24 protein-coding genes and 1 pseudogene are annotated in these 26,532 nt (G+C 61.7%); 14 read left to right on the top strand and 11 right to left on the bottom strand.

Annotated features, from left to right (window positions below):
* Window position 1: 1 nt before the first annotated feature.
* The 5 genes from ED655_RS01745 to ED655_RS01720 all read right to left on the bottom strand — a co-directional run bounded on the left by ED655_RS01745 (window position 2) and on the right by ED655_RS01720 (window position 10,935).
* Window positions 2-1,993 (bottom strand): conjugal transfer protein TraG, encoded by a 1,992-nt coding sequence (locus ED655_RS01745; RefSeq protein WP_122048741.1) that lies wholly within the window; start codon window positions 1,991-1,993, stop codon window positions 2-4.
* Window positions 1,994-3,263: 1,270 nt separating this feature from the next.
* On the bottom strand, window positions 3,264-6,320 hold the full coding sequence (locus tag ED655_RS01735; protein WP_122048740.1) for an efflux RND transporter permease subunit: 3,057 nt from the start codon (window positions 6,318-6,320) through the stop codon (window positions 3,264-3,266).
* A 2-nt stretch (window positions 6,321-6,322) separates the two neighbouring features.
* Window positions 6,323-7,387 carry an efflux RND transporter periplasmic adaptor subunit gene (locus ED655_RS01730; RefSeq protein WP_231867349.1) on the bottom strand — a complete coding sequence of 355 codons (1,065 nt, stop codon included), beginning with the start codon at window positions 7,385-7,387 and terminating at the stop codon, window positions 6,323-6,325.
* A 95-nt stretch (window positions 7,388-7,482) separates the two neighbouring features.
* Complete coding sequence (locus ED655_RS01725) at window positions 7,483-8,697, bottom strand: TolC family protein (RefSeq protein ID WP_122048739.1); 1,215 nt, start codon at window positions 8,695-8,697, stop codon at window positions 7,483-7,485.
* Between the two features lie 78 nt (window positions 8,698-8,775).
* Entirely contained in the window at window positions 8,776-10,935 is a 2,160-nt protein-coding gene (locus ED655_RS01720; protein ID WP_010666083.1) for a heavy metal translocating P-type ATPase, read from the bottom strand.
* A 75-nt stretch (window positions 10,936-11,010) separates the two neighbouring features.
* Here ED655_RS01720 and ED655_RS01715 point away from each other — a divergent pair, with 75 nt between their 5' ends.
* The 3 genes from ED655_RS01715 to ED655_RS01705 all read left to right on the top strand — a co-directional run bounded on the left by ED655_RS01715 (window position 11,011) and on the right by ED655_RS01705 (window position 13,118).
* Entirely contained in the window at window positions 11,011-11,454 is a 444-nt protein-coding gene (locus tag ED655_RS01715; RefSeq protein ID WP_061508554.1) for a MerR family transcriptional regulator, read from the top strand.
* 50 nt (window positions 11,455-11,504) lie between these two features.
* Window positions 11,505-12,431, top strand: a complete 927-nt coding sequence (locus ED655_RS01710; RefSeq protein ID WP_018308112.1) for a cation diffusion facilitator family transporter — start codon at window positions 11,505-11,507, stop codon at window positions 12,429-12,431.
* Window positions 12,432-12,794: 363 nt separating this feature from the next.
* Window positions 12,795-13,118: a YnfA family protein gene (locus tag ED655_RS01705; protein ID WP_023979793.1), complete on the top strand. Its 324-nt coding sequence runs from the start codon at window positions 12,795-12,797 to the stop codon at window positions 13,116-13,118.
* Window positions 13,119-13,128: 10 nt separating this feature from the next.
* Here the strand turns inward: ED655_RS01705 and ED655_RS01700 are convergent, their stop codons facing one another.
* Together ED655_RS01700 and ED655_RS01695 are read right to left on the bottom strand one after the other, a co-directional pair.
* Window positions 13,129-13,734: a cation efflux transmembrane domain-containing protein gene (locus tag ED655_RS01700; protein WP_010667497.1), complete on the bottom strand. Its 606-nt coding sequence runs from the start codon at window positions 13,732-13,734 to the stop codon at window positions 13,129-13,131.
* Between the two features lie 61 nt (window positions 13,735-13,795).
* The gene (locus ED655_RS01695) at window positions 13,796-14,245 is read right to left on the bottom strand and encodes a MerR family transcriptional regulator (RefSeq protein ID WP_010667496.1); all 450 of its coding nucleotides are present in this window, start codon (window positions 14,243-14,245) and stop codon (window positions 13,796-13,798) included.
* Window positions 14,246-14,350: 105 nt separating this feature from the next.
* On the opposite strand from ED655_RS01695, the gene ED655_RS01690 reads away from it, so the two are divergent.
* Both ED655_RS01690 and ED655_RS01685 read left to right on the top strand, forming a co-directional pair.
* Window positions 14,351-14,728 (top strand): hypothetical protein, encoded by a 378-nt coding sequence (locus ED655_RS01690; protein ID WP_010667495.1) that lies wholly within the window; start codon window positions 14,351-14,353, stop codon window positions 14,726-14,728.
* Window positions 14,725-15,081 carry a hypothetical protein gene (locus ED655_RS01685; RefSeq protein WP_023979792.1) on the top strand — a complete coding sequence of 119 codons (357 nt, stop codon included), beginning with the start codon at window positions 14,725-14,727 and terminating at the stop codon, window positions 15,079-15,081. Before ED655_RS01690 ends, ED655_RS01685 begins: the two co-directional genes overlap by 4 nt.
* 67 nt (window positions 15,082-15,148) lie before the next feature.
* On the opposite strand, the gene ED655_RS01680 is transcribed toward ED655_RS01685, so the two are convergent.
* Window positions 15,149-15,571 carry a MerR family transcriptional regulator gene (locus ED655_RS01680; protein WP_018308113.1) on the bottom strand — a complete coding sequence of 141 codons (423 nt, stop codon included), beginning with the start codon at window positions 15,569-15,571 and terminating at the stop codon, window positions 15,149-15,151.
* Between the two features lie 76 nt (window positions 15,572-15,647).
* On the opposite strand from ED655_RS01680, the gene ED655_RS01675 reads away from it, so the two are divergent.
* The 3 genes from ED655_RS01675 (at window position 15,648) to ED655_RS01665 (ending at window position 17,555) form a co-directional block, all read left to right on the top strand.
* Window positions 15,648-16,073 carry a hypothetical protein gene (locus ED655_RS01675; protein WP_231367962.1) on the top strand — a complete coding sequence of 142 codons (426 nt, stop codon included), beginning with the start codon at window positions 15,648-15,650 and terminating at the stop codon, window positions 16,071-16,073.
* A complete protein-coding gene (locus ED655_RS15950) occupies window positions 16,070-16,294 on the top strand; it encodes a GDCCVxC domain-containing (seleno)protein (RefSeq protein ID WP_035979039.1) in 225 nt (74 codons plus the stop codon). Before ED655_RS01675 ends, ED655_RS15950 begins: the two co-directional genes overlap by 4 nt.
* A gap of 211 nt (window positions 16,295-16,505) precedes the next feature.
* Window positions 16,506-17,555 carry a DMT family transporter gene (locus ED655_RS01665; RefSeq protein WP_010667673.1) on the top strand — a complete coding sequence of 350 codons (1,050 nt, stop codon included), beginning with the start codon at window positions 16,506-16,508 and terminating at the stop codon, window positions 17,553-17,555.
* Here the strand turns inward: ED655_RS01665 and ED655_RS01660 are convergent.
* Window positions 17,549-17,728, bottom strand: coding sequence for a MerR family DNA-binding protein (locus tag ED655_RS01660; RefSeq protein ID WP_010667674.1), 180 nt, complete (start codon window positions 17,726-17,728; stop codon window positions 17,549-17,551). The genes ED655_RS01665 and ED655_RS01660 overlap by 7 nt on opposite strands.
* Before the next feature lie 72 nt (window positions 17,729-17,800).
* Between ED655_RS01660 and ED655_RS01655 the strand changes: the two genes are divergently transcribed.
* The 6 genes from ED655_RS01655 to ED655_RS01630 all read left to right on the top strand — a co-directional run bounded on the left by ED655_RS01655 (window position 17,801) and on the right by ED655_RS01630 (window position 24,785).
* Window positions 17,801-18,007 (top strand): SHOCT domain-containing protein, encoded by a 207-nt coding sequence (locus tag ED655_RS01655; RefSeq protein WP_235075533.1) that lies wholly within the window; start codon window positions 17,801-17,803, stop codon window positions 18,005-18,007.
* Window positions 18,008-18,082: 75 nt separating this feature from the next.
* Window positions 18,083-18,490: a hypothetical protein gene (locus ED655_RS01650; protein WP_156473849.1), complete on the top strand. Its 408-nt coding sequence runs from the start codon at window positions 18,083-18,085 to the stop codon at window positions 18,488-18,490.
* A gap of 137 nt (window positions 18,491-18,627) precedes the next feature.
* Window positions 18,628-19,038 (top strand): FixH family protein, encoded by a 411-nt coding sequence (locus ED655_RS01645; RefSeq protein ID WP_010667677.1) that lies wholly within the window; start codon window positions 18,628-18,630, stop codon window positions 19,036-19,038.
* 1 nt (window position 19,039) lies between these two features.
* A complete protein-coding gene (locus ED655_RS01640) occupies window positions 19,040-20,296 on the top strand; it encodes a TolC family protein (RefSeq protein WP_010667678.1) in 1,257 nt (418 codons plus the stop codon).
* Between the two features lie 2 nt (window positions 20,297-20,298).
* A complete protein-coding gene (locus tag ED655_RS01635) occupies window positions 20,299-21,669 on the top strand; it encodes an efflux RND transporter periplasmic adaptor subunit (RefSeq protein WP_231367964.1) in 1,371 nt (456 codons plus the stop codon).
* Window positions 21,666-24,785 carry an efflux RND transporter permease subunit gene (locus tag ED655_RS01630; RefSeq protein ID WP_018308116.1) on the top strand — a complete coding sequence of 1,040 codons (3,120 nt, stop codon included), beginning with the start codon at window positions 21,666-21,668 and terminating at the stop codon, window positions 24,783-24,785. Before ED655_RS01635 ends, ED655_RS01630 begins: the two co-directional genes overlap by 4 nt.
* A gap of 91 nt (window positions 24,786-24,876) precedes the next feature.
* Here the strand turns inward: ED655_RS01630 and ED655_RS01625 are convergent, their stop codons facing one another.
* Together ED655_RS01625 and ED655_RS01620 are read right to left on the bottom strand one after the other, a co-directional pair.
* The gene (locus ED655_RS01625; RefSeq protein ID WP_018308117.1) at window positions 24,877-25,947 is read right to left on the bottom strand and encodes an ArsO family NAD(P)H-dependent flavin-containing monooxygenase; all 1,071 of its coding nucleotides are present in this window, start codon (window positions 25,945-25,947) and stop codon (window positions 24,877-24,879) included.
* Between the two features lie 8 nt (window positions 25,948-25,955).
* A pseudogene (locus tag ED655_RS01620) lies at window positions 25,956-26,288 on the bottom strand (NADPH-dependent FMN reductase family protein); the annotation flags it as partial.
* Window positions 26,289-26,532 lie beyond the last annotated feature (244 nt).

Genomic DNA, 26,532 nt, shown 5'->3' with positions numbered 1-26,532 from the left:
CTCACAACTCAAGCTCATCGCCACGGTCGAGCGACGCCTGCCGGGCGACACCGCGCATGAGATCATTCATCCGGTTGTTGCGGGGCGCGATGTCGTCGAATTCATCGACCGGATCGGGCGTGAACTCGTTCTCCATCGGCTCCTTTTTCTCGACAGTGCCTTCGTCCAGTTCGGGCTGATGGCGCCGGGCGGACTGCTTCGGGTCTTCTTCCTCGTCCTCCACTGTCCGCGTTTCGGCCGCCGCATCGGGTGCCGGCGGCCTGGGTGGGAGGGGGCGGCGGCTCCAGTCGTCCGGGCACCCGTCCTTCGGGGGCGTAGGCTTTGGCGGTGGCAGAATGCGTTCCTGGAAGCGCGCATCCTCGAAGTAACGGGCCTTCTTCGCACGGATCGGATACAGCCCGGAGACCATGACGATCTCGTCCGCTGGCGGGAGCTGCATGACTTCTCCCGCCGTCAGCAGCGGGCGTGCCGTCTCCGAGCGCGAAACCATCAGATGGCCCAGCCAAGGCGAAAGACGGTGGCCCGCGTAGTTCTTCATCGCCTTCATCTCGGTGGCGGTTCCGAGCGCGTCGGAGACACGTTTGGCCGTCCGTTCGTCGTTGGTGGCGAAGCTCACGCGGACATGGCAGTTGTCGAGGATCGAATTGTTCGGCCCGTAGGCCCGCTCGATCTGGTTGAGGGACTGGGCGATCAGGAAGCTCTTGATCCGGTAGCCCGCCATGAAGGCCAGCGCCGATTCAAAGAAATCCAGACGCCCGAGGGCCGGGAATTCGTCGAGCATCAGCAGCACACGCCGCCGCCGCGCCGCAGCATCAAGATCTTCTGTCAGCCTCCGGCCGATCTGGTTCAGCACCAGACGGATCAGCGGCTTGGTGCGGCTGATGTCAGACGGTGGCACGGTAAGGTAGAGCGTCACCGGGCGATCGGCGCCGACGATGTCGGCGATCCGCCATTCGCAGCGCCGCGTCACCTCCGCGACCACCGGGTCGCGATAGAGGCCGAGGAAGGACATGGCTGTGGACAACACGCCCGAGCGCTCGTTGGGGGACTTGTTCAGCAGTTCGCGCGCGGCCGAGGCCACGACGGGATGCGGGCCGGCATCGCCAAGATGCTTCGTCCGCATCATCGCTGACAGCGTGGTGGCGATCGGGCGCTTCGGGTCCGACAGGAAATTGGCGACACCGGCCAGAGTCTTGTCGGGCTCGGCATAGAGGACATGCAGGATGGCGCCGACGAGAAGGGAGTGCGAAGTCTTCTCCCAGTGGTTGCGCTTCTCCAGGCTGCCTTCCGGGTCTACGAGGATATCGGCGACGTTCTGGGCATCACGGACTTCCCACTCCCCGCGCCGAATCTCCAGCAAAGGATTATAGGCGGACGAGGCTGCGTTGGTGGGATCGAACAACACGACACGTCCGAAACGGGCGCGGAATCCCGCCGTCAGCTCCCAGTTCTCACCCTTGATGTCGTGGACGATGGCCGAACCGGGCCAGGTCAGGAGCGTGGGGATGACCATGCCGACACCCTTGCCGCTGCGCGTTGGTGCGAAGGTCAGGACGTGCTCTGGCCCGTCATGCCGCAGGTACTCTTGACGATAGCGGCCTAGTACCACGCCGTCGGGGTCAAGTAGGCCGGCCTGGGCGATCTCCTTGGCGTCAGCCCAACGGGCCGAGCCATATGTCTCGATCCGCTTCGCCTCGCGCGCGCGCCAGACCGATAGCCCGATCGCAGTGACCGCAGCCAGGATGCCGCCCGACGCGGCGATATAGGCACCCCGTACGAAGACCTCCGGCGCATAGGCGTCATACGCATACCACCACCAGAAGAACGCGGGCGGAAAGTAGAATGGGAACCGCAGGATTACGAACCAGGGTCGCCCGAGTTCAGCCTGGAAGGCCAGCTTCCAAGCGATCCATTCGGTCGCAGTCCACATGGTCAGCAGGACGATCGCCAAGACGACGATGATCTGCCCCCAAAGAATCTTGGTGCCCGACATCGGGAGCCCTCCCTTTTAGAGGAGGAAGGAACGGCGGATTCCTGCGTTCAAGTGCTTTTAAGCGTTGTTCGCAGCCGGGCAAACCAGAGCGAAAAAATACTTGCGCTGTGCGGACAAGGTCCGCCCAGCCGATCCTGGGACACACCGGTAGCAGGCGATTCGGAGATAGGGCTGAGCTTCAAAATTACGGTGACGGCAATGACAATGAGGAATGGACGATCGGCAGCGCAGCCTGCATCGGATGGAAAATATGTTAAAAAGAATAGGAATTATTGGAAATATAGAGACATGGAATTTCTTTTTAGAAGAATGGCAGAGTATAGGAACTTCTGAATACAGTGTTGGTCAAAGCAGAGAATGCTACGACTTCATTAATCAATACTCGCTTCATCTCCAAACTTTTTGCCGAGTTGACGGATATGCATCGCGAAGGTGCAGCGCGCACGCGCGCTTACGTAAGGGTGACATGGGGATATCCCATGTGCTATCCTGAAATCAGCGTGTCGAAACGCTTTTTTGCAACTGGGCGGCCTCCTATGTCGGGTGGCCTGCCGAATAGAACACCCGGACCTACGGTCCTGCGGTGAACAGCTTTGGCTGTTCTCAGCAGGGGAATAGGCAGGAGGTGGCTACGCCCAGTGCAAAACACCTTTCGACCCGCCCGACGCCAGGCGGGTACGGGGAGTCACGCCCTCAATTCGCTTCCGTCGTCGTCATGTCGTGCGAGACGGAGAGCGGATTTGGCGATAGAAAACGATGACGAAACTTCCGATAAGTGTTCTGCGTCAGACATGGCAGACGCCTTGATCCGATCCTTCGGATGGAGTGGAGCGCGGAACAAAGCGCATACGCATGTCTTGCGATGTGTTGACGCGGGTCAGAGCGACAGCGCGCAATTCTGGATGAATGTACGAAATATCGTGGATCACCTCATGACGTTGGGGCCGCAGGACCGTGACTTAATTCACTGATCGGTCATGGAAGGTATTCGGAGATGGACATCGAGTCTGAGGACCAGATCGTCAAATTCTGGATAAAACAGCATTTTCGTGCGCGGTTTGGTAGCATTATCAATGAGCCCGTTCCTGATGCACTTCTAGGTCTTCTTCGTGAATCGAACGAGTGTACAGACTTTGAAATTCCTGATGATCGGCCGCATCCTAACCGACCGACATCCACCGCACAGGAAGGTTAGTGTGGGATGCAAACGCCATGGTTGGCGGCAACGGTGAAATGAAGTAGTCACAAAAGGCTCGTATGTCCTCTGAATTCAGCGCTTCCGAAACAGGCTAGCATAAAGGGTTGGTAGAACAAGCAAAGTGAGCAGGGTCGATGTCACAAGACCTCCAATCACAACAGTCGCAAGCGGCCGCTCGACCTCCGCGCCCATGCTTCCCGAAAACGCCATCGGGAAGAAGCCCAGACTAGCGACGCTTGCGGTCGCGATGACAGGCCGGAATCGGGCGCGTGCTGCCTCGAATGCCGCCGTTGCCGCATCAATGCCGGCTTCCTGAAGCGCGCGGATCTGACTTACAAGAACGACGCCATTGAGAATGGCCACACCAAACAGCGCAATGAAACCGATGCTGGCAGCAATACTAAACGGCAACCCACGCAAGGTCAGTGCGAAAATTCCTCCCGTCGCTGCTATAGGGAGATTGATGAATACCAGGGAGGCCGCCCTGAATGATCCTAATGCTGCAATCAGGAGCGCAAATATCAACAAGAGAGCGATGGGTAGAACCAGACCCAGACGTTGCATTGCCGATTTCAGGTTCTCGAACTGTCCGGCCCATTCAAGACGATAGCCTGACGGGAGTCTGACCTTCTCCGCAACCGCTTTTTGCGCCGCTGCGACAAAGGAACTGACGTCCCGCCCCCGGACATTGGCCTGAACAATGACGCGCCTATGAATACGGTCCCGATCAATCCGGGAAGGGCCGTCTATCACCTGTAGTTTCGCAATATCCGACAGCAAGACCCACCCTTGTCCGTCCAACCTGCGCACGGGCAGATTTCCGATCATCGAAACTGACAGGGTCGAAGTCGGATCAAGGCGGATCTGAGTTGGTATGATCGCGTTGCCCACAACAACAGGTTTTCCGATCAATCCACCGATAGCCGTGATCTGGGCAAGAGCGTCGGACACGGCCACCCCACGTCTGGCTGCGGCATCCCGATTGATGTCGATATGCATGAAGGGCACTGTTCCGTCGCCCTGTGGGGCAACATCCGCAGCCCCCGGAACCGCCGCCACGGCTGAGGTCACTTCATCGGCCAGTTTCGCCAGTTCCTCCAAGTCATCGCCATAAACGGAGATAGCTATTTGAGTGCGAACACCTGAGAGCAATTCATCCATTCGCATCTGGATCGGCTGTGACCATTCGTAATTGGCACTGGGGAGCTTCGCCTTGAGGGTGTCGGCCATCGCCTGAACCAACTGATCCTGGGTCCGCCCGGTCTTCCACTGCGAGAGGGGCTTCAGAATGATGAAACTGTCTGACTCGTTGGGGCCCATAGGATCTGTCGGAACAGCCGGTGTGCCAATATTTGTTACCACCGTCTGAACTTCAGGGAACGAACGGATGATTCGTTCCTGTTTCCCGATTTCATCAATGACGGTAGGCAGTGAGGCGCTCGGCCAGCGCGTGACCGTTGTCGTCAGGGAGCCTTCTTCCAGCGTCGGTATAAACTCCCCACCCAACCGCGTGGCCAGGCCAACCGAAACGAGGAACACAGAGATCGTGACGATGATCACTGTCCTGCTATGCTTTTCGCTCCAGGCCAGCATCGGCTCGTAATAGCGTCGCACAAACTGCACGAACCTCGTCTCCTGGTGAGACTTCGGATCACGCAGGAGTACTGCTGCAAGGACGGGGATGCAAATGAAGCAGTAAATCAGTGATGCCAGCAACGCCATGGCGACGGTCTGCGCCATGGGGCGGAACATCTTGCCCTCGATATCTTCCAGAGTGAGGATCGGCAGGTAGACCATAGTGATCACGAAAATCGAAAATGTCACCGGCCTGACGACAGACTTCGCCGCTTCAATAGCTGTGTCCCGCATGGAACGCTTTGTGCCTTCAGCCTCCCTCAACGTCATGAAGTGCTCGACGACAACGAGAGAGCTGTCGACAATCATACCGAAATCAATTGCGCCGAGGCTCAGCAGGTTGGCCGAGACCCCGAAAACCCTCATGCCGATGAAGGCTGACAACAGCGCGGCGGGGATGGCGGAGGCAATGACCAGCGACGCGCGCCAGTCACCCAGAACCACGATAAGAACGACAAGCACCAGAGCCGCGCCGATCAGGAGATTTTCCTTGACGGTGGAAATGGTTTCTCCCGTTAGCGTCGAGCGCATATAGTAGGGGTCAAGCGTCACGCCGGCTGGCAACAACTTCTGGATACCAGGAAGTGCTTTGCGGATATTTGCAAGAACGGCATTCGAGCTTGCTCCGTCCTGCATCATTACCGCGCCCTGGACGATCTCTCCGTTTCCGTCCCGGGTCGCCGCGCCGAGGCGCGTCCGCGGACCCAGTGCGATACTCCCCACGTCCTGGACCCGGATGACATGCCCGTTCCGGCCGATTCTGACCGGGATCAGACCGAAATCATTCAGGTCGCCGACCAGGGCACGGCCAACAATCACCTGCTGCTCGGCCTGGTGGGCAATCCAGCCACCACCAGCCGAGGCGTTATTACGGTCAACTGCCTGATAGACGTCTGTCACCGTGACTCCGTAGGTACGCAGCCGAAGCGGGTCGAGCGTGACCTGAAAGGTCTGTTCCGCGCCACCATTGATATTGACCTCGGCCACGCCCGCTAGAAGTCTCAGTTCAGGCGCGACCGTCCAGTGCATGATGCGGTTGAGGTCCATGAGCGAATAGCCAGGTCCGCGGATCTGGAACTGCATGATCTCGCCCATGCCGGTCGTCCGCGGCCCCATCTGAACGCTGACACCCGGAACGGCGACACTCTCACGAGCGGCCGGCAGACGTTCGGCGACACGTGCGCGGTCCAAGTCGATGTCTGTCGCATCGTCGAATTGTAGATAGACCGCAGATACACCCGTCCTTGATACCGAGCGCAAATCAATGAGACCCGGAAGAGCAGTCAGACTGGTCTCGACCGGAAAGGTAATCAACTTTTCGACTTCCTCGGTCGCAAGCCCGGGAGCAGTAACCGTCACCATGACCTGGCGGGGTGAAATGTCGGGAACAGGCTCGACAGGAAGCCCTTCGACACAGGCCAGTCCGGTTATCAGGAGGGCAAAAATCAGACCGAAAACAAAAAAGCGTTGCTTCTGGAAGAATTCAAAGAGCATTTTCAGTCTCCATCGAGACCGGACAGAAGCGCCATCGCCTTGAGCGTAAAGCTCCCCTTTGCGACGATAGTGTCATCAGGCTTGAGATCTCCGGACACCACGCTCTGCTCTGGCCCTTCGAGGAGCACACGAACGGGAACAGGTTGAAACGTATCGGCGCCGGTCTGCCGGTACACCACCATATGCCCGTCGACATTCTGCGGGGCGGCGGACGGCACGATCAGACCGCTGGCCTGCTCCTGCGCAGGAAGCCAGGCATTGAGCTGGGTGCCGGGCCGGAATCTCCGACGCGGATCCGAAAATGTCGCGACAACCTTCACCAGCCCAGTTTCGGGATCGGCAGTACCTTCAATGGTCTGAACCTTTGCCATCGCGGCTTGCGCGGGATCGGCTCCCACGGGCATGAACGTCATCTCAGTGCCAATTGAAATGTCTGATGCATCTTCGGGGCGGACGTTAGCCACGACCCATACGGTTTCCAGACTCGTAATCCTGATTACGACGTCTGTGGGCGAAATATCATTATCGACAGCCGTACCGACCTGTTCGACCATGCCATCAACCGGCGCGATCAGGACCGAATTTTCGAAGTCCACGATCCGTTCCGTTGGCGAGGTGAATTCTTCCTCAAGACGATGGGTCAGGGTTTTGACCGCAGCGTCCTGAAAGTGGACAGCGTTCTGCGCCTCGTGCATCACGGCAAGGCGACGCGACACTTCGCCCGCGGAGACTGTGGCCCCGGCCAATGACTTACCACGACGGTACGCCAGTGCAGTATCAGCGAGGTTGGCCTGGGCGCTGGCCAGACTAGCTTTCGCCTGGGCAAGCTGGAGATCGACGACATGCAATGAGTGATCAATATAGGAGACGAGCGTCTGGCCGACGGTGACTTGCTGGCCGGGCAGGACGTAGACCGCGCGGACTTTGCCATCGCCTGCCGGCCGTATGGACACGGAACGCGCGATGTTCTCCGTTACACTCGCCATCGCCTGAATTCGGGGTCTTACGGAGCCTTTTTTAACCTTGACGGTTTCAAGACCCTCGGCCTGCCGGGCTTCTGCATCCATGGTCACGGTCTGCTGCCACCCCTCTGTTTCTTCCGCCAAAGCCAGGTGAGGTAAAGCCACGAATAGGGCTGCGACAACGAGGATACAGGTCGATCTCATGGTATGTACCCCAAGGCGATAACAGTTCTGACGATCGCAATGCGATGATCGATTTCGGCCTGGCTGAAGGTCAGCAGGGCGTTATAGGCATCCATGCGGGCACGAAGCGCCTCTATGAGTGATGTTTCACCGGATCGCCACGACCGCTCCATGGCGTCCGCGCGCGCAAGCATCTCGTGCGCGGCCTGAGCCGTACTGACGATCGAGGCCGATGTGTTTTTCAGATGTGCCTGGACGCGCGCCATCTCGGCCCTGACGGTCCTCTGGGTGGCGATCTCCTGCCGGATGGCGGTGGAAAGCGCACTCTGAGCGGCCGTTCTCACGGGAACCGATGTGACGTCACTTGGGATCGGCATCCTGAGACTGACCCCAACCTGCGTGTCCCATGGCGAACCGTACTGGCCCTGATTGATCACGCCGACGCCGATTTCCGGATTGGGCATATAACTGTGAGCGGCAAGATGATCCTGTTCCGTGGCGACCGTGACGCTCTGGTGAGCCGCACGCACGCGCGGGTCGTTCGCCTCGCTCCATGGCCGCGCGGTCGCTCGCAGGAATAGCGGCCAGTGCGTGTCGATTTCCGACAGACCGGCTTTCGTCGGATGGCCGGTCAGAATATCCAGATTGGCCTGGCTGGCCTCGACTTCCTCGTCGATGGCATTGCGATCGCTTTCCGAAAGAGCGATCCGCGCATCCACCGCCTGCTGTTCCGCCGATGTGCTTTCTCCTGCATGGCTCGATGCCCGCACGGCCCTGGCCATGCGTCGCAACGCAGCCAGTGTGGAATCCATGGCAGATCGCCGTCGCTCGGCGAGCAGGACAGCCCCGATGGCATCCGTGGCACGAATGGCCACCGCCATATGGGCGACATCCTTCTGTACTACAGCGGCCTGTGCATCGGCTTCAGCCACATGCTCAGTTGCCGTTCCTTGTCCTGGCAGCCAGAGAGGAACGGAGAGACCCACCTGTGTCGTGCGGTACGCATAGTTACGGCCGCTGGGTCTGTCGTCATAATATTGAGCATCGACCGATGGCCCACCTGCGAACCAGGATTTCGCGGCACGCTGGCGTTTCTTTGCCCCAGCTTCCTGAGTCGCGAGATCATTCTGGGCAGGATCATTCGTCCATGCTGCTGCGATGACATCATGCAAGGTGGCGGGAATCGCTGTCGTATCGTCGGCTGTGGCCACGCCACCCGACACCAAAGCCATTGCGAGGCTCGCCGCCACAGATTTCCACCGACACCGAACACAACACACGGACATTCGACTGAAAATTCTCATAATATTTTACGATGTTGCATCGAGGCTGCGGGAGCGCAGCAGCCTCAGCGCGTTGAGGGTGACGAGAACGGTTGCCCCGGTATCGGCCGCAATGGCGATCCAGAGCCCTGTCAGCCCCGCGATGGTGGCAATCAGGAACACTCCTTTCAGCCCAAGAGCGATCGAGACATTTTGACGAACATTTCGCATGGTCGAACGGGCGAGGCGGATCAGCGCTGGAATATCGGAGACTCTGTTCCGCAGGATGGCGGCGTCGGCTGCCTCCAGGGCAACATCGGTCCCCGAGCCGATTGCGACCCCGACAGTTGCCTGTTTGAGTGCAGGCGCGTCGTTGATGCCATCTCCGACCATCATAACACCGCCCTGCGCGGCCAGAGCCCGTATTTCGGCCAACTTCTGCTCCGGCAGCAGTTCGGCCTTGTAATGCGCCCCCAGCATTGAGGCGATCGCGGCGGCTGTCCGGCTATTGTCGCCCGTCAGGATGACCGGCGTAATACCGAGGTTGCGTAACTGGCGCATGGCTTCTGCCGCGTCCGCGCGCGGCTCGTCACGGAGGGCAATCAACGCGAGTGCCTTGTCACCATACAAGACGGCAACGGTTTTTCCTTCCGCCTCAAGTTCGGTGGCACGTGCGGTGTCAGTAGCTGACAACGCGCCGTCGCGTACCGCCTGAAGGGGGCTGGAGATCGTGAAATCCATTCCGTCAATGCGGCCTGTCACCCCTCTTCCGGGAATTGCCCTGCTCTCCTGTGCAACGGGAATGTCGATACCCGGCCCGTTACTCTGGGCTCGGCGCAGGATAGCCTGGGCCAATGGATGGCTGGACGCGCCTTCAACGGCGGCGGCGACAGCAAGAACCTGAGTTTCGGGCAAGCTGTCCAGCACGATGATGTCGGTGACGTCAGGCCGTCCCAGTGTGAGGGTTCCAGTCTTGTCGAGTGCGACTGTCTTCACCCGCGCAGTGGCCTCGATGACCGCTCCTCCCTTGATGAGCAGCCCGTTATGTGCCCCCAGGGCCAGCGCGGACGCTATGGCTGCGGGAACCGATATGACGAGCGCGCAGGGGCAACCAATCAGCAGAAGGGACAACCCGCGATAAACCCAGACCGACCAAGCCTGAGCAAACGCCAGTGGGGGAAGGCATACGACGACCGCCGAAAGCACGACGATCGTCGGCATGTACCAACGGCTGAAGCGGTCGATGAACCGTTGAGTCGGTGCGCGTGCCTCCTCGGCCTGCTCTACAAGATGGATGATGCGGGAGATGGTGTTGTCCGCCGCAGTGCGGGTCACGCGAACCCGCAACGCAGCTTCCGTGTTGACCGAGCCGGCGAAGACGGCATCCGTCGGCCCACGCGACACTGGCACGCTCTCACCAGTGACCGGACTTTCATCAATGCCACTTACGCCGGAAATAATCTCTCCATCCGCCGGAATGCGGTCTCCCGGCCGGACCAGGACCACATCGCCTAGTCGGAGTTCGACAGCAGGAACCTCCCGGATACCGGCAGTGTCTTCGCGCAAGGCGATTTTCGGTACCAACGCTCCGAGCGCGCGGATACCATCACGGGCATGACTGACGGCAACGCCCTCAAGGAGTTCCCCGACCGCGAAGAGGAAGACGACGAGTGCAGCCTCCTGGGCCGCGCCGATAAATAGCGCACCGATCGCCGCGATCATCATCAGGGCTTCGATGGAAAACGGCTGAGCAACCCGGAGCGAGGCTAAGGCGCGGCGGGCAACCGGAAAAAGCCCTACCAGGCAGGCCCCGACAAATGGCCAGGGTTTCATCTCGTTTGGTGCGATCAGGCTGATACCCCAGGCCAGCACCAACAAAATACCGGTCGTGACAACAAGTCGTCCCTTTCCGGTTTTATACCAGGGCGTATCAGGCGCGCCGGCGTCATTCGTCGCATCCTGAGCAAATACAATGTCAGCTACAGTGGCAGGATTGAGGCGCCGGATACCATATCCCAGGCTCCTGACCATCTCTTCGACTTTGGTCACGGAAATCGCATTCTCATCCATGGTCAGTCGCAGTTTCTGAGACACCAGGGAAATCTCTACATTCTGGACGCCTGCGATTTGACCAAGCGCGCCCTTCACCTTGCTGACACAAGCAGCACAGTCCATGCCCGTGACATCCCACTCGCGCCTGTCCGGCATCCGGATTCTCCTGTTCACCCAGCAGCGAATCCGTTATCTACTTCCTCTAGTCGCTAGAGGTTCAAGGGGGCTTTTATGTTCAGTATCGGAAAATTATCCGGGTCAACTGGCGTCAAGGTGCCGACCATCCGCTATTACGAGCAGATCGGCATCCTTGAGGAGCCCGACCGAAGTGAAGGAGGGCAGCGTGTCTATGGAGAGGAAGCAAAAGAGCGCCTGAGTTTTATTCGCCATGCGCGGGAACTTGGATTTTCACTAGATGAAATCCGTAAATTACTAGATCTTGCTGACGATCCCAATCAAAACTGTATGGCCGCATATGAGATAGCAAAACGCCAATTGATCGAGGTCAGGAACCGTATTGCCCGCCTGACGGCTCTCCAGGGCGAATTGCAACGCATGTTGGATCAGTGTTCATGCAACACAATCGGGACCTGTCGGATCATTCAGGTCCTGAGCGATCATTCTTTATGCACGTCAGAACATCTCGGCACGGAGGCAGGGTGCAAAGCGTCGTAAACAAATCATCGAGTATCGCAAACGGGTCGCAGCATGCAGGAGTAGTCCCCATGAACCGCACCATAAAGACCGCATGGGGCACACTTGCCGTCAGTCTGGTCGTTCTGGCCCTGAAGCTTGCCGCCTACTGGATGACGGGCAGCATCGCGCTTTACTCGGATGCGCTGGAAACAATCGTCAATGTAGCGGCCGCCGTCGGCGCGCTTATCGCCCTGTGGGTCAGCGCACAACCCGCAGACGCAAACCATCCCTATGGCCACCAGAAAGCGGAATATCTGAGCGCGATCATCGAGGGTGGCCTCGTGCTCGCAACGGCAATTCTGATCTTCCAGGAAGCCTGGATCGGCTGGCAGCACCCGAAAGCACCGGACACGCCGCTTCTGGGCTTGGCCCTGAATGGCAGCGCCGGGGTTATAAACCTGTTCTGGGCGCTGCTACTGATCCGCAATGGCAAGCAGTGGAAGTCGCCCGCGCTCGTCGCGGGCGGCCGGCACATCCTGACGGACGTCTGGACGACCATTGCGGTCCTGATCGCTTTTGCGCTGATCCCGGTGACTGGTTGGCTCCGGCTTGACCCGGCCATCGGCGGCCTGGTCGCAGTCAATATCCTTTGGGCAGGTTATGGTGTCGTGCGGGAAGCCGTCGCCGGGCTGATGGATGAAGTCTCCGATCCCGAATTGATTTCACGCCTGGACCGGACGATCGCAGGGAATGCATCAGGGGCGATCGAAGCCCACGACGTGCGGGCGCGTGTCGCGGGCAACACGACATTCATTGAATTTCATCTCGTGGTCCCGACGGGGATGACCGTCGGCAGGGCGCATGAGATCTGCGACCACATCGAGCACGCACTCAGGACACAGCTCGGGCAGGCTGTGATCAACATTCACATCGAGCCCGAGGAGAAGGCGAAGCATGGCGACGTCATCATTCTGGACCGACACGCACACGTCAAAAATCGCGAAGAACTGATTTAGCCGCAGCAGGACTTTCGCTCGGCCTGAACCGCCGGGCGCGGAGCCGCTCCGTAATCCGCAGCGTATCCACTCCAAAGCCGCGTTTGCCAAACCTTGTGGTGTCTGCCCCGTGGCGGCATCGAACTGGCCACCTCTAAATGGGTCAATTGGATCAATAATCGTTGCCTTCTGTCATCCATTGGAAACATCCCGCCAGAAGTGGCTGAGGCACGTTTCCATGCACAACAGAAATCGCATGCATTGGCCGCTTAAACCGGATAGAAAACGTCTCCGAAAACCCGGGGCCATTCAAATGGCGGGATATGGTGATCGTGGAGTGGCTGCTTCACGATCCTGACTGGAAAGTATGTAACAGTGGGGTTTGTGCTACCTTTCATCATCTATGTCGTCGCGGGTTTTGCAGAGATCGGCGGATGCTTCGCCTTCTGGAGCTGGCTCCGGCTGGGGCGTTCGCCGCTGGTTCTCGTTCCGGGCATGGTGTCGCTGGTCCTGTTCGCCTTTCTGCTGACCCGTATCGATACGGATACGGCGGGGCGGGCCTATGCAGCCTATGGCGGCGTCTACATCACCGCCTCGCTCATGTGGATGCGACTGGTCGAGGGGCGCACCCCGGACCGGTGGGAGATTGTTGGTGCCCTAGTGTGCCTCGGCGGGGCCAGCCTGATCCTGTTCGCGCCCCGGACGTAAATTGAGGGGGCTATGCTGCCGCGCGGTGCTCATTGCGCGCGGCCTGCCAGACTTCGCGGGCGGCGTCGGCGTTCATCGCGGCGATACCGAGCCCGACAAGTAGGTCCGGCCATGCGGCGTGCCACAGAAAGGCCGTGACCAGGCCTGCGACGATGATCGCGATATTGGCCAGCACGTCGTTGCGCGCCGACAGGAAGGCAGCGCGCGTCAGACTGCCTGCATGATAGCGATAGCGGGTCAGCATGAGCGCACAGGAGAAATTTACCACAAGCGCCCCCAATCCTGTCACCGACAGGACGAGCGGCTGGGGCGGTGTCGGAAGATTGAATTTTTGCCATGCGGTCCAGAGCGTCGCGAGCGCCGGAACCAGCAGGATAGCGGCAAGGGCCATTCCGACCCGCGCCCGGCTGCGCGCCGTCCAGCCGAGTGCCGCTACGATCAGGAAATTGACGGAGGCGTCTTCCAGGAAATCGACGCTATCCGCGAACAGGGAGACCGAGCCGATGGCAAGCGCTACCGTGAATTCGATGCCAAAATAGGCAAGATTCAGAAGTCCCACGAGAGAGATGACCCGTCGCAGGGTGCCGGCCATGTCGTTCGGTGGTGTGGAATTCATCGTTTTTATCTCTTTCGTTCTATCAGGTTTCTCCCATCCGAAGATGGATTATAGGCGAAGATCAGACCGCACTTTCGCAGCATGCGCGGTTCCCCGCCGGCTCGATGGTGGCAAGTTCGTCAAGAATCACGCACTCGGAGCCGGGACCGCCGGCGCATTGTGCGTCGCAGGTCGCGACGAACCCGGCGATGCTTTTCTCGAGCGCCTTCAATTCGCGCAACTTCGCCCGGACGTCCATCAGGTGAGTATGCGCGAGGTCGCGGGCTTCCGCACAGGATCGCGTACGGTCCTGTACCAATTCGACCAATGCCCGAACCTGATCGATCGAAAAGCCAAACGCCCGGCAGCGCCGAATGAAGGTAAGCCGTCGAACATCGTCTTCAGCATAACGCCGCTGATTGCCTTCCTGTCGTTCCGGACGTGGAAGCAGGCCGATCTCTTCATAATAGCGGATCGTGGGGGCATTGGTACGGGTGCGCTCGGCCAACTCGCCGATCTTGTATCCGGGCATGGGGGGAAACTCGCGTAAAAAATATCTTGAACCTCAAGTTACTTGAACTCGTAAACAAGCGCCAGACCGTCACGCGAACGGGCGGAACGGCATCGAAGTAGTATCGTGACGAAGCCAAACGAGCCTGCCCCACTTGCCTGCACACTGGAGAACAGCGATCTGGCGAGGCGGCTGGAGTGGATCGCCAGTCTCAACGCCAGGGCGCTTCGGTCAGCGCACCGAGATGGTCTTCATCTCGTGCTGGATTATGATCCTGCCGCACGGGACGATATCGCGCGTATGGTCGAAGGCGAACGAACCTGTTGCGCGTTCCTCGCGTTTGACATCGCTGAACGTATGGATGCGCTGACTCTGACGATTACTGCCCCGGAGTATGCGCGTGAGGCTGCGGAAACGCTGCTTGAGCAGTTTGCGTCGCGCAGTCAGCCAGCAACCGCGCCGATGAAAAAGACCTGCGGGTGCGCGGCGGAGTGCGGCGCATGAGCGAGGCGAGCGCATCGGGAAACAAGGCGGCCAGCGCGGTTGCCATGACGGCGTCCAGTGCGGCGCTGGCCTGCGGCGTGTGCTGCGTCGTGCCGCTCGCGCTGCCGGCCGCGATCCTCGGGTCAGTAGGCGGTATTCTCGCCTGGTTCGCCAACGCCTATCGCTGGCTGACGCCGGTCGCGATCCTGGCGGTTGCTGTCGGTTGGTTCTGGGTGGGTTATCAGGCGTACCAGACAGGACACAGGCCTGGCTGGCAGACGCTCGGCATCATGGGGTTCGCCACGATCATGGGGTGTCTTGCATGGCTCTGGCCACGGATCGAGCCGGTGGCGATTGGGTTCTTGCGCGGGTAGCCTGCCGCGGATCGGACGCCATTATTGGACCCACGCCAAGACCTTAACCGCCTCCCGGAACGATACGTCACGGGTTGGGCGTGCTTCCGATCGCAGAGGCACCCAGCATATCGAGCACCGGGCAAGTCAGGGCCTCCGACTCACGGCATTGTTCGATGCTTGTTGTCAGGAGCGATGCGAGCCGTTGCAGGTCGGAGATCTTGCTCTGGATGTCGCCCAGATGAGCTATGGCGAGTGTTCTGACCTCGTCGCAGGAGGGTAGGCCGGGTTCTGCCAAGGCGAGCAGGGTTCTGATTTCCTCGATGTCGAAACCAAGATCCCGCGCGCGTCGGACGAATGACAGGCGCCTGACATCCTCGGCCCGATAATGGCGATAGCCATTACGCGCCCTTCGCGGCGCGGGAATGAGGCCGATGCGCTCATAGTAGCGCACCGTCTCCAGATGAACGCCGGTTTCCGATGCCAGCTTGCCGATCGTGATGGCGACCATGCGTCACTCCTGCTCTTGAGTCCGTAGCCACTACGGGGTGTAGCATGAAGCGCGACGCAATGGGAAAGTGACGATCATGGATGAGACGGCGGACCTGCCTCAACGAACATCACGTAGCCGCATGGGCATGGAAAGAGGTGGAGTCCTGTGTGTCGCGGGCGGTATGGCCGCCGGTGTGGGTGCGCTGATCGCGTCGTCCTGCTGCCTCATTCCGCTCGCCTTCGCTTCTCTGGGCGCCGGTGCGGGGGTTTTCAGTGTTCTGTCGAGACTTGCGCCATGGCGCGTGCCATTGATTGCGCTGGCGGTCGCGGCGCTGGTCAGCGCCTGGGCGCTCAATCGGCGGCAGGCCAGGGTCTGTTGTGCGGGTGTGGAAAGTGGGTCTATCCGGCGACGCATCGGGGTTATCCAGATGCTATCCTTTGCCACCGCGCTCATCGTGCTGGCGGCATTGGTGTGGCCACGCCTGGAACCCGTCCTGCTCAGGAGCCTGTCTGTAAGATGATTCGGCCTGCCTCGCTTCTGACCTGTCCCGCATGTGGCCAGCAATCACTGGAAACCATGCCGACCGATGCCTGCCAGTTCTTTTACGATTGCCCGCATTGTGGCGTCGTCTTGAAACCGAAGCCGGGGGATTGCTGCGTCTTCTGCTCCTATGGCGACGTTCCTTGCCCGCCGGTTCAGGAACATGGGCGACTGGCATGCTGCGGAGACGGTTCGACATAGACCTGGGGCGGCAGCGGCGATGAAGTAATGGTGTCGTCCTGGCCAGTAATGTGACGATCGCCGTTTGACGGTGCGGTCCATGCATCGTGTATCCATTTGGAAAACCGGCACGTTATCATCAAAATCGAAGCGTAGAGCGCGGGCGGTAGTCTGCTCATCGCTTGCAGCGGGGCCCATTCTCGATTGAGCCACCGTGCGGTAGGATCGGGCCATGAACCGCATTGGCATCCTTTTCGCATTATTGTCCGCGATCCTGTTTGGAGCCAGCACACCGTTCGCCAAGCTTCTCCTTGGCTCCGTCGATCCGTGGATGATGGCCGGGCTGCTCTATCTCGGTTCCGGGATCGGTCTGGCGGCGGTGCATCTGTTGCGCTGGATGCGTGGACGCCCCGTTGCGGAAGCGCCGTTGCGGCGTGGGGACTTGCCCTGGTTGGCGTTGGTGATCCTGGCGGGTGGGATTGCCGGCCCATTGCTGTTGATGCTGGGGCTGGCGCGCACCGACGCGGCCAGCGCGTCGCTGTTGCTCAATCTCGAAGGGCTGGCGACGATGGGGATTGCCTGGATCGTATTCCGCGAGAACGTGGACCGGCGGCTTCTGCTGGGCGCCTTCGCCATTCTCTCGGGCGCCGCGTTATTATCATGGCAGGGGCATGCGATGCTTGACCAGGGCGCCCTGTTCATCGCAGCGGCCTGCCTGTGCTGGGGGATCGACAACAACTTGACCGGCAAACTTTCTGCGGCCGATCCGATGCAGATCGCAATGCTCAAGGGGCTGGTCGCAGGGACGGTCAATCTTCTGCTGGCGTTCGGGAGGGGCGGTGTCCTGCCGACTGTCGGGGGACTCGGCGCCGCTGGAGCCGTGGGGTTCATGGGTTACGGGGTGAGCCTTGTCCTGTTCGTGCTGGCCCTGCGCCATCTCGGTGCCGCGCGCACGGGGGCCTATTTCTCGCTTGCGCCGTTCGTCGGCGCGCTGCTGGCGGTTGTGGTGCTCCACGATCCCTTGTCGCTGAGGTTGCTGATCGCCGGCGGCCTGATGGGTTTCGGGTTGTGGCTCCACCTGTCGGAGCGCCACGATCACGAGCATGCGCACGAGGCCATGGAACATGAGCACCGGCATCGCCATGACGAACACCATCAGCATGCGCACGGGCCTGGCGATCCGACGGGCGAACCGCACACGCATCGGCACCGGCACATGCCGATGGTCCATCGGCATCCGCATTATCCCGACCTGCATCATCGGCACGGCCACGCTCACTGACGCGGTGCCAACGCCTCAATGATACGGCAGTCGGCGACGGTGCCATGGTGGCATTGCCCGATCATCGCGACCAGTTCCCGACGCAGGGCCTGCAAGTCACGCATCTTGCCGTCGATCTCCGCCAGATGCGTGCGGGCGATGACGTCGTTCTTCGCGACGTGCGGGGAACGCATCCGGGAATGCCCTTCTTGGCATTGAAAACAGTCGGGACAATGCCAACGTCGTCATGGTTCGTGCGGATCGCCATGGCGGGCCGCATCATTGCCTCATGGGAGGCCGTCATGATGACAAACTGCATGCAGGGCATGGGATGGGGCATGGGCCTGTTCGGCCTGCTCACGCTGATCGTGCTCGTGCTCGCGATCGCGGCACTGGTCAAGTATCTGTGGTGCGCGGAGGGATGGAGGACGCGGATCGGCCGAGTCCCTTCCGCAGATCGGACATTCAAGTGAGTTGCCCGGCCTCGCGTGGCGAGGGATGTCCCAGCCCAAACGACCGGCCCAAGAGCGCGGCATGACTTCCGCTCCGTGCATAAGAGATTGCCCCCTTTGCCTGTTTGCGAGATGATGGCCGGTATGCGGTGGTGCTTTCTCCGACGTCTGGTATTCGTTATCGTTGGTCTTGCCTTTATGGGCGCGGCCACCGTGCAGGCTATGCCGCCGCAGAATGCCGAGCAGGCCACGAGCCTGGATGCGGCCATGCCATGCTGTGATGGGTCGGTCTCGATGCATCCCGCCGGAACGACCGCACCGTTCAAGGGCATGACGCCGGAGTGCCTGAAAACCATGCAGTGCCTCGGCGTGCCTGATCGCCCAACGCAGGCCGCGGCGATCGGAAGCCCGGTCCGCTACAGCATGATCGCCTATAGCCTTGCCGAACGTGTTCCTGTCGGCCGCTCGCCCGAGCCGCTTTCCTTCCCTCCCAGAACCGCCTGATCCCACCGGCGCCGTGACGGCGTTGGTTTCCGCACGTCCTGCGTTCAGGAGCGCGCGTATTCGCGCGTCCTGACCGCAACCGGACGTCGATCAGCGCTCTATCCCCGGATTTCCGGGGCGGGAAGGATTCCATTATCATGCGTACATATCTGATCGCGGGTGCGTTGGCGCTCGCCTCCTGCGTCGTCGTGACCGGTGCCTTTGTGTCACCGACATTCGCGGCAGCGACGGATTATCGTTTCGAGGCTGCCGGCAAGCAGGCACATCTGAGCGGTGACAAGGCTGTCATGATCGTGCGGCTTGTGCATGTGCCCGACGGCAAGCCGGTCATGGACGCCGTCATCTTCGAGAGCAAGGCCGACATGAGCCCCATGGGCATGGCGACGATGACCTCGCCCACGACCATCGAGCCGGCGTCAGGCGATGGGCTCTATCGTATCGACCTCGATGCCGGTGCTCCCGGCCCGTGGGCGATCACGCTCGCGGCCAAGGTGCAGGGTGAAACCGAGACGGTGCGCGGTTCCGTTGTTGTCACGCTGGAGAAATAGCATGGCAACCCGGCGGAACCGTGACGCGGCGGGGCGCCTGCTCCTGGCTGCGGCTGCTCTTATCGTTTCATCCGGGGCTGCTCGTGCGGCTGAAGGGCCGCCGGGTGCCACCGTAGAGAGCCTGCTCGCGCTCGGCGAGCGCCTGAACCCCGCGGTGCGGGCCGCCGGACTCGATACGACCGCCGCTGCGGCCCAGGCGGAAGCGGCCGGTGCGCTGGACGATCCGGTGCTGACGGAGAATTACCAGAATTATCACTCCGGCGGCCTGTTCAGCATGAACTTCATCACGATCTCGCAAACTTTCCCGCTCTGGGGAAAGCGGGATCTGCGTCATCGTGCGGCGCTGTCCGAGGTGGACGCGGCGCGCGGCCGGGAGCGGGCCGCCCAGGACGAACTCGACGCGCAGATCAAAATTGCCTTCGCGCGCTATTACGCTTTTACCCGCGCGCTGGTGGTCAACCGGCAGATCCAGACGCTCGCCCGCAAGATGCGGCAGGCGACCATGGTGCGCTACGGCCAGGGCGACGGTGCCCAATCGGGCGTGATCCAGGCCCAGGAGGAGGAGACGAACACCGTCATCGAGGCGAGCCGGCTGGAGGCCGAGCGAGAGTCCGCCGCCGCCCAACTGAATGCGCTGCTGGCCCGCCCCCCGGGCGCCCCATTGGCCGAGCCCATGCGGCTACGTCCGATCCCAGCGGTTCTGCCGCGCGTGGAGAGCTTGCTCGACCGGGCGCGCAGCGGGAATGGCGCCGTCCATGCGAACAGCGCGGCAATCGACGAGGCGGAAAGCCGGAGACGGCTGGCCGAGCGGGCCTGGTATCCCGATGTGACGGTCGGCGGCGGCCCGGTCGTGCAGACCAATGCCCCGACGGGGTTCAGCGCCATGGTCTCGCTGAGCATCCCCGTGCAGTTCGGTGCCAAGCGCGCCGACGAAGACGCGCAGACCGCGCGCCTTGATGCCGCCGAGCGCCGTCGCGACGGAACGATGGCGACCATCCAGGCAGCCTTGGCCGAAGCCTTGGCCCGCCTCAAGGCGGCGCGCGATGTGGAGAGCCTCCTCCGTCGCCAGCGTATGCCGCAGGCGGACGCGCTCTCGCGGACGACGCTGGCCAGCTACAGCCAGGGGCATGGCGATCTCGCGGCAGCGATCGCGGCGGAACATCAGATGCACGACACCGAGCTGGAGCTTCTCCGGACCGAGACCGACGAACAGACGGAACTGGCCACCATCGAGCGCCTGATCGGGGGTGATCTGTGAAGGTGCGTCTTCTGTCCCTGGTCCTGGCGTTGCTCCCGCTTTCGACCGCTACGCCAGGACCGGCGACGGCGACTGACCGAACGCCACTCTATTACCAGGATCCGGACGGCAAGCCCGCCTATTCCGCCAATCCGAAGAAGACGTCGGAGGGTCGGGATTATGTTCCGGTCTATGCTGACGGGTCACAGGGGTCTGGTGCCGCGTCCTCGCGATCCTCCGGTCCCTCGGCCCGGTCGGCGGATCGTGGCCGGGTGCTATTTTATCGCAATCCCATGGGGCTGCCCGACACTTCGCCGGTGCCGAAGAAAGATGCCATGGGGATGGCGTACCTCCCTGTCTATGAGAACGAGATCCGGGATGCGGGAACGGTTTTTGTGCCGCCCGGTCGTTTGCAGATCCTCGGCGTGCGGACTTCCGTTGCCGCAGTGCAGCCGGTGCTGAACCGCAGCGTGCATGCCACCGGCATTGCCCAGTTCGATGAACGGCGCATCGCCTTGGTGACAAGCAGGGTCGGCGGCTGGGTCGAGCATCTCGATATCGCTGCCACAGGCGATCCTGTCTGGCGTGGCCAGGTCATGGCCGAAATCTACGCGCCGGATCTGGTTGCATCCGAGCAGGAATATCTGATTGCCACCAGTTTGGACCCGGCTATGGCAACGGCCGCGCTGGAGCGCCTGCGCTCTCTTGGGGCGCCTGAGACCGAAATCGCGCGGCTGCGACGCACCCGGCATGCCGTGCGGCACATCCCGGTCGTTGCGCCGGCGGACGGGGTCGTGACCGAAAAGATGGCGGTGGAGGGCGCGCGCGTCGGGCCGGATCAACCGCTGTACCGGACGGCGGCGACCGCACCGATCTGGCTGATTGCCGAAGTGCAGGAGCAGGATCTGGGCGCGGTGCGGGTCGGTCAGCAGGCGCACGCCAGCCTTGTCGCCTTTCCCGGTCGTCGCTTCGACGGAACCGTCGATTTCCTCTATCCGAGCGTCTCCACCGAGACGCGAACCGGACGTATCCGGATCGTGTTGCCGAATGCGGATAGTGTGCTGCGGGCAGGCATGTATGCCGATATCGCGATCGATGTCCCTGCGTCCATGGCGGGGCCGGTGCTGGTCGTGCCGTCCTCGTCGGTTATCGACAGCGGCACCCGTCAGGTTGTGCTGGTCGAAACGGGGGAGGGCCGTTTTGCACCCCGTTCGGTGCGCGTCGGCGCGCGTGGCAATGACGAGGCTCAGATCCTGGATGGCCTGAAGGCGGGGGAAAGCGTGGTGGTCGGCGCCAACTTTCTGATCGATTCCGAAAGTAATCTGCGCGCCGCCCTACAGGCCTTTACCGTGCCGGACAGCAAGCCTGCCCGGGCAGGGAGTGCCGGTCGATGATTGCCAGAATCATTGCGGTGTCGGCGCGTAACCCGCTGCTGGTGATACTGGGAACGTTGTTCCTCGTGGGGGCTGGTGTCTGGGCGGTGATGAACACGCCGCTCGATGCCATTCCCGATCTCTCGGACACGCAGGTGATCGTCTATACCGACTATCCCGGCCAGGCGCCGCAGGTCGTCGAGGATCAGGTCACCTATCCCTTGACCACGGCGTTGCTGGCGGTGCCGCATTCGAAAGTGGTGCGCGGTTTTTCGACGTTCGGCACGTCGTTCGTCTACGTCGTCTTCGACGACGGTACCGATCTCTACTGGGCGCGTTCGCGCGTGCTGGAATATCTCAATTTCGCGCAGAAGCGCCTGCCCGCGGGTGTCACGCCGTCGCTGGGGCCGGATGCAACCGGTGTCGGCTGGGTCTACGAATATGTCGTCCAGGGTAAACAGCGCACGCTGGCGGAATTGCGCAGCCTGCAGGATTGGGTGATCCGCTTTCAATTGACCAAGGCGTCCGGCGTCGCCGAGGTGGCCGCCATTGGCGGGTTCGAACGGCAATATCAGATCGTCGTCGATCCCCGGAAGCTCCAGGCCTACGGTATCCCGCTGTCGCGCGTGGGCGATGCGGTGCGGCAGGGCAATCAGGATGTCGGCGGTCGCACCATCGAGCTGACCGAAACGGAATATATGGTGCGCGGTCGGGGCTATGTGCGCGATGTCCGCGATCTGGAGCGGATCGTGCTGAAGGTCGACGCCGTCGGAACGCCAGTCACGGTGGGAGACGTCGCGCGCGTCGAACTCGGCCCCGACGAGCGGCGCGGCATCGCGGAACTGGACGGTGTGGGAGAGGCGGTCGGCGGCATCGTCGTCAAGCGCGACGGAGCGGATGCCTTGACGACGATCCGGAGCGTCAGGCAGCGGATCGCCGAGCTGCTGCCTAGCCTGCCGCCGGGCGTTTCCATTGTGCCGGTCTATGATCGCTCGGCCCTGATCCTGCGTGCCATCGCCACGCTCCGGCACACGCTGATCGAGGAGAGTCTCATCGTCTCCTTCGTCTGCGTCGTCTTCCTGCTGCACGTCCGCAGTGCGCTGGTCGCGATCGTGACCCTGCCTGTCGGCGTCCTGTTCGCTTTCCTGGCCATGCACATGATCGGTGTCGGGTCGAACATCATGAGTCTGGGCGGCATCGCCATCGCGCTCGGGGCGATGGTGGATGCGGCGATCGTGATGATCGAAAATGCGCACAAGCACGTGGAGCGGCTGGCGCCCGGTGAAGCGCGTGGCCCGGCGCTGCTGGCGGCGGCGAACGAGGTCGGGCCGTCGCTGTTCTTCAGCCTGCTGATCATCACCGTGTCCTTCCTGCCGGTGTTCGCCCTGGAGGGGCAGGAAGGACGATTGTTCAAGCCGCTCGCATACACAAAGACCTTTTCCATGGCGGGCGGCGCGCTGCTCGCGGTGACGCTGGTGCCGGTCCTGATGCTGGCCTTCGTGCGCGGCCGCATCCTTCCCGAAGCGCGTAATCCGATCAATCGCGTGCTGATCGCGCTCTATCGTCCCGTAATCCGCGTCGTGCTGCGGGGACCGGTCCTGCTCGTCCTCCTTGCGATCGGGATTGGCGCCGGTACGATCTATCCGGCGGCCCATCTGGGCAGCGAGTTCATGCCCGATCTGAACGAGGGGACATGGCTCTACATGCCGGTCACGCCGCCAGGTCTCTCGGTCACCAAGGCGGTCGAGCTGCTGCAGGGTCAGGACCGCATCATCAAGAGCTTTCCCGAGGTCCAGTCGGTGTTCGGCAAGGCCGGGCGCGCGGCGACGGCCACCGATCCGGCGCCCACGGAAATGTTCGAGACGGTGATCACTCTCAAGCCGCAAAGCGAATGGCCGGCCGGCATGACCCCGGACCAACTGAAGGCCGACATGAACCGGGCGCTTGACCTGCCGGGGGTGAGCAACGCGTGGACGCAGCCGATCCGCGCCCGCATCGACATGCTCGCCACGGGGATTCGTACCCCGGTGGGGGTGAAGGTGTTCGGGCCGGATCTGGGACAGCTCGCCAGAATTGCGGAACAGGTCGAGCAGGTCGTGCGCACCATTCCCGGAACCACCAGTGCGTTTGCCGAGCGCCTGGAGGGTGGCCACTATCTGGAGATTATACCCGACCGGAACGCGATCGCGCGCTATGGCCTGTCGGTCGACGATGTGATGCAGGTGGTGGCCACGGCGCTCGGCGGCCAGACGGTCACGACGACCGTGGAAGGGCGCGAGCGTTACGGCGTGAGCGTCCGCTACCCGCGTGACCTGCGCGATGACCCGCAGGCGATCGCCGAACAGGTGCTGCTGCCGACGCCGGGCGGGGCGATGATCCCGCTGGGGCAGGTGGCGGTGATCCGTCTCACCGGGGGACCGCCCTCGATCCGCACCGAGGATGCCCAGCTTGTCGCCTATGTCTATGTGGACCTGAACGGACGCGATATCGGCGGCTACGTCAACGACGCGGCCCGCGCCGTGCGCGAGCGGGTTACGCTCCCGCAGGGATACCGCGTCGCGTGGAGCGGCCAGTTTGAATATATGCAGCACGCCATGGCGCGGCTGAAGCTGGTCGTGCCGGCAACGCTGGTTCTGATCTTCGTGCTGCTCTATCTCAATTTCGGACGGATCACGGAGACGCTGATCGTGCTGCTGTCGGTGCCGTTTGCGCTGGTCGGTGGGATCTGGCTGACCTGGTGGTTGGGCTACAATGTCAGTGTCGCTGTCGTGGTGGGGTTCATCGCCCTCGCGGGTGTCGCGTCCGAGACGGGCGTGATCATGCTGATCTATCTCGACAATGCCTTGGCAGACGTCAGCGGCAGGGCCCAGGCCGAAGGGCGCGCACTGACGCGCGCGGACTTGAGGGCTGCGATCATGCACGGCGCGGTGGAGCGCGTGCGGCCGAAAATGATGACGGTCACGGCGATCATGGCGGGCCTTGTGCCCATCCTGTGGAGCGCCGGCACCGGGTCCGAGGTCATGCGCCGGATCGCGGCCCCCATGGTGGGCGGCATGGTCTCGTCGACCGTGCTGACCCTGCTGGTTATTCCGGCGCTCTATGCTCTCGTGAAGGGATGGCGGCTGTCGCGTGGGTAAACATGGCAGACGTGTCGGCATATAATAGGGCATTATCTCCATGCCGTCTTCCGCCCTCATCCTGATCATAGAATGAAGACCTTCAAGTTTTCTACAAACGGACATCCTGTGTTGGCGACGCAAGCCAGGCCGCCAGTTGCCGGACCATGGATCTCGCGACACGGCCCGCCCCCAGCAGGGTGGCGCATGCGGGGCCGCACCAGGAGCCATAACCCAGCAGCCAGAGACGTGGCTCCCTGATGGCCTGCTGGCCGTCAACGCGGATCAGCCCGTCCGGCTCGATCACGTCGAGCGGCGCAAATGCACCAAGCGCGGGTCGGAAGCCGGTACACCAGATGATCGCGTCAATGGCCTCTTCCTGGCCATCGGGCCAGACGACGCCCGTAGCCGTCATCCGCACAAACGGGCGCACCGCGTGGAGCGCGCCTCGCTCCCTGGCGGCGCGCACGGGTGGTACCATGACGATATCGCCAAAGCCGCCAGTGGGCATGGCCGACGGGCCGCCGAGAACGCGAGCGGTCGCCCGCTCGAACAGGACTCGTCCGTCCACGTCATCGGGCAGGAAGACGGGATCATGCAGCGTGACCCATGTTGCCTGGGCGACAAGCGACAGTTCCGCCATAATCTGCGCACCGGAGTTGCCCCCGCCCAGCACGAGCACACGGCGACCGGCAAAGGGTACCGCGTTGTGGTAATGGGAGGAGTGGATTTGCGCTCCCGCAAACAACCCTTGGCCCGGATAATCGGGGATGAAGGGCGCAGACCATGTGCCGGTGGCGCCGATGACCGCGCGGCTTAGGAAATCACCCACGCTGGTGCTGACATTCAGGAATTTCTGGTCAGTGCGTTCCACACGTCCGACCATTACGGGGCGGTGGATCGGCGGCGCATAGCGCGCTTCGTAGCGGTGCAGATAGTCAAGCACCTCGTCGCGGGTGGGGTAGCTGCCATCCGGCGTGTCGGGCATCGGCCAGCCGGGGAGAGAACTGTAGGACGCGGGCGAGAACAGATGCAGGGAGTCCCAGCCATGCACCCATGCACCACCTGCCTGGGTCCCGTTATCGAGAATGACGTAACGCAGTCCGGTCCGTCGTAGAAAATACGACGCGGCGAGGGCCGCCTGACCGCCCCCCACGATCACGACATCGAACTGCTCGCCCATTGCCCGGCTCACAGGCTTTCCGGGAGACGGAATTCCGTCTTCCGTTCGCTATAGCGGTCCACGAGGTAGTCGGCCCGGTCGCGCAGCAGCCATGTGAACTTCATCAGTTCCTCCATGACATCTACCATCCGGTCATAGAGGGGGGACGGCTTCATGCGGTCATCGTCACCGAACTGCGTATAGGCCATTGGCACGCTGGACTGGTTGGGGATGGTGAACATCCGCATCCATCGGCCCAGAACCCGCAGGGCATTGACGGAATTGAAGCTTTGCGATCCGCCTGAGACCTGCATGACCGCCAGCGTGCGGCCCTGCGTCGGACGGATCGAGCCTTCGGACAACGTCCTATATCGGGAAGCATCCGGTCGATTTGGCAACACGTCTCCATCGGCAGTTTGCACTGTCGTTGAAAAATACTGCAAGCAAAAACCAGGCGGTCTCCACCGCAAAATAAAGGTGCTCCCTGCCATAGCAAACACAGAGTCCAGAGCGGCGTGATGGCGCCGTGGCTCTAACCGTCCTGAAGATGGGATGCGATAACCCAGGTGGAGGACCCAAACATTGTCTACAGGGTCGCTGAAGCGC

The organism is Asaia bogorensis (genome assembly GCF_900465345.1).
GTDB lineage: Bacteria > Pseudomonadota > Alphaproteobacteria > Acetobacterales > Acetobacteraceae > Asaia > Asaia bogorensis_A.
The sequence above is the reverse complement of the archived record's forward strand: the minus strand, read 5'-3'. Positions and strand labels throughout refer to the sequence as shown.

Excerpts from the sequence above, each read along its gene's own strand:
- ED655_RS01745 (WP_122048741.1), bottom strand. The coding sequence starts at position 1,993 with ATGTCGGGCACCAAGATTCTTTGGGGGCAGATCATCGTCGTCTTGGCG.
- ED655_RS01735 (WP_122048740.1), bottom strand. The coding sequence starts at position 6,320 with ATGCTCTTTGAATTCTTCCAGAAGCAACGCTTTTTTGTTTTCGGTCTG.
- ED655_RS01730 (WP_231867349.1), bottom strand. The coding sequence starts at position 7,387 with ATGGATGCAGAAGCCCGGCAGGCCGAGGGTCTTGAAACCGTCAAGGTT.
- ED655_RS01725 (WP_122048739.1), bottom strand. The coding sequence starts at position 8,697 with ATGGCTTTGGTGTCGGGTGGCGTGGCCACAGCCGACGATACGACAGCG.
- ED655_RS01720 (WP_010666083.1), bottom strand. The coding sequence starts at position 10,935 with ATGCCGGACAGGCGCGAGTGGGATGTCACGGGCATGGACTGTGCTGCT.
- ED655_RS01715 (WP_061508554.1), top strand. The coding sequence starts at position 11,011 with ATGTTCAGTATCGGAAAATTATCCGGGTCAACTGGCGTCAAGGTGCCG.
- ED655_RS01710 (WP_018308112.1), top strand. The coding sequence starts at position 11,505 with ATGAACCGCACCATAAAGACCGCATGGGGCACACTTGCCGTCAGTCTG.
- ED655_RS01700 (WP_010667497.1), bottom strand. The coding sequence starts at position 13,734 with ATGAATTCCACACCACCGAACGACATGGCCGGCACCCTGCGACGGGTC.
- ED655_RS01695 (WP_010667496.1), bottom strand. The coding sequence starts at position 14,245 with ATGCCCGGATACAAGATCGGCGAGTTGGCCGAGCGCACCCGTACCAAT.
- ED655_RS01685 (WP_023979792.1), top strand. The coding sequence starts at position 14,725 with ATGAGCGAGGCGAGCGCATCGGGAAACAAGGCGGCCAGCGCGGTTGCC.
- ED655_RS01680 (WP_018308113.1), bottom strand. The coding sequence starts at position 15,571 with ATGGTCGCCATCACGATCGGCAAGCTGGCATCGGAAACCGGCGTTCAT.
- ED655_RS01675 (WP_231367962.1), top strand. The coding sequence starts at position 15,648 with ATGGATGAGACGGCGGACCTGCCTCAACGAACATCACGTAGCCGCATG.
- ED655_RS15950 (WP_035979039.1), top strand. The coding sequence starts at position 16,070 with ATGATTCGGCCTGCCTCGCTTCTGACCTGTCCCGCATGTGGCCAGCAA.
- ED655_RS01665 (WP_010667673.1), top strand. The coding sequence starts at position 16,506 with ATGAACCGCATTGGCATCCTTTTCGCATTATTGTCCGCGATCCTGTTT.
- ED655_RS01660 (WP_010667674.1), bottom strand. The coding sequence starts at position 17,728 with ATGCGTTCCCCGCACGTCGCGAAGAACGACGTCATCGCCCGCACGCAT.
- ED655_RS01655 (WP_235075533.1), top strand. The coding sequence starts at position 17,801 with ATGGCGGGCCGCATCATTGCCTCATGGGAGGCCGTCATGATGACAAAC.
- ED655_RS01645 (WP_010667677.1), top strand. The coding sequence starts at position 18,628 with ATGCGTACATATCTGATCGCGGGTGCGTTGGCGCTCGCCTCCTGCGTC.
- ED655_RS01640 (WP_010667678.1), top strand. The coding sequence starts at position 19,040 with ATGGCAACCCGGCGGAACCGTGACGCGGCGGGGCGCCTGCTCCTGGCT.
- ED655_RS01630 (WP_018308116.1), top strand. The coding sequence starts at position 21,666 with ATGATTGCCAGAATCATTGCGGTGTCGGCGCGTAACCCGCTGCTGGTG.
- ED655_RS01625 (WP_018308117.1), bottom strand. The coding sequence starts at position 25,947 with ATGGGCGAGCAGTTCGATGTCGTGATCGTGGGGGGCGGTCAGGCGGCC.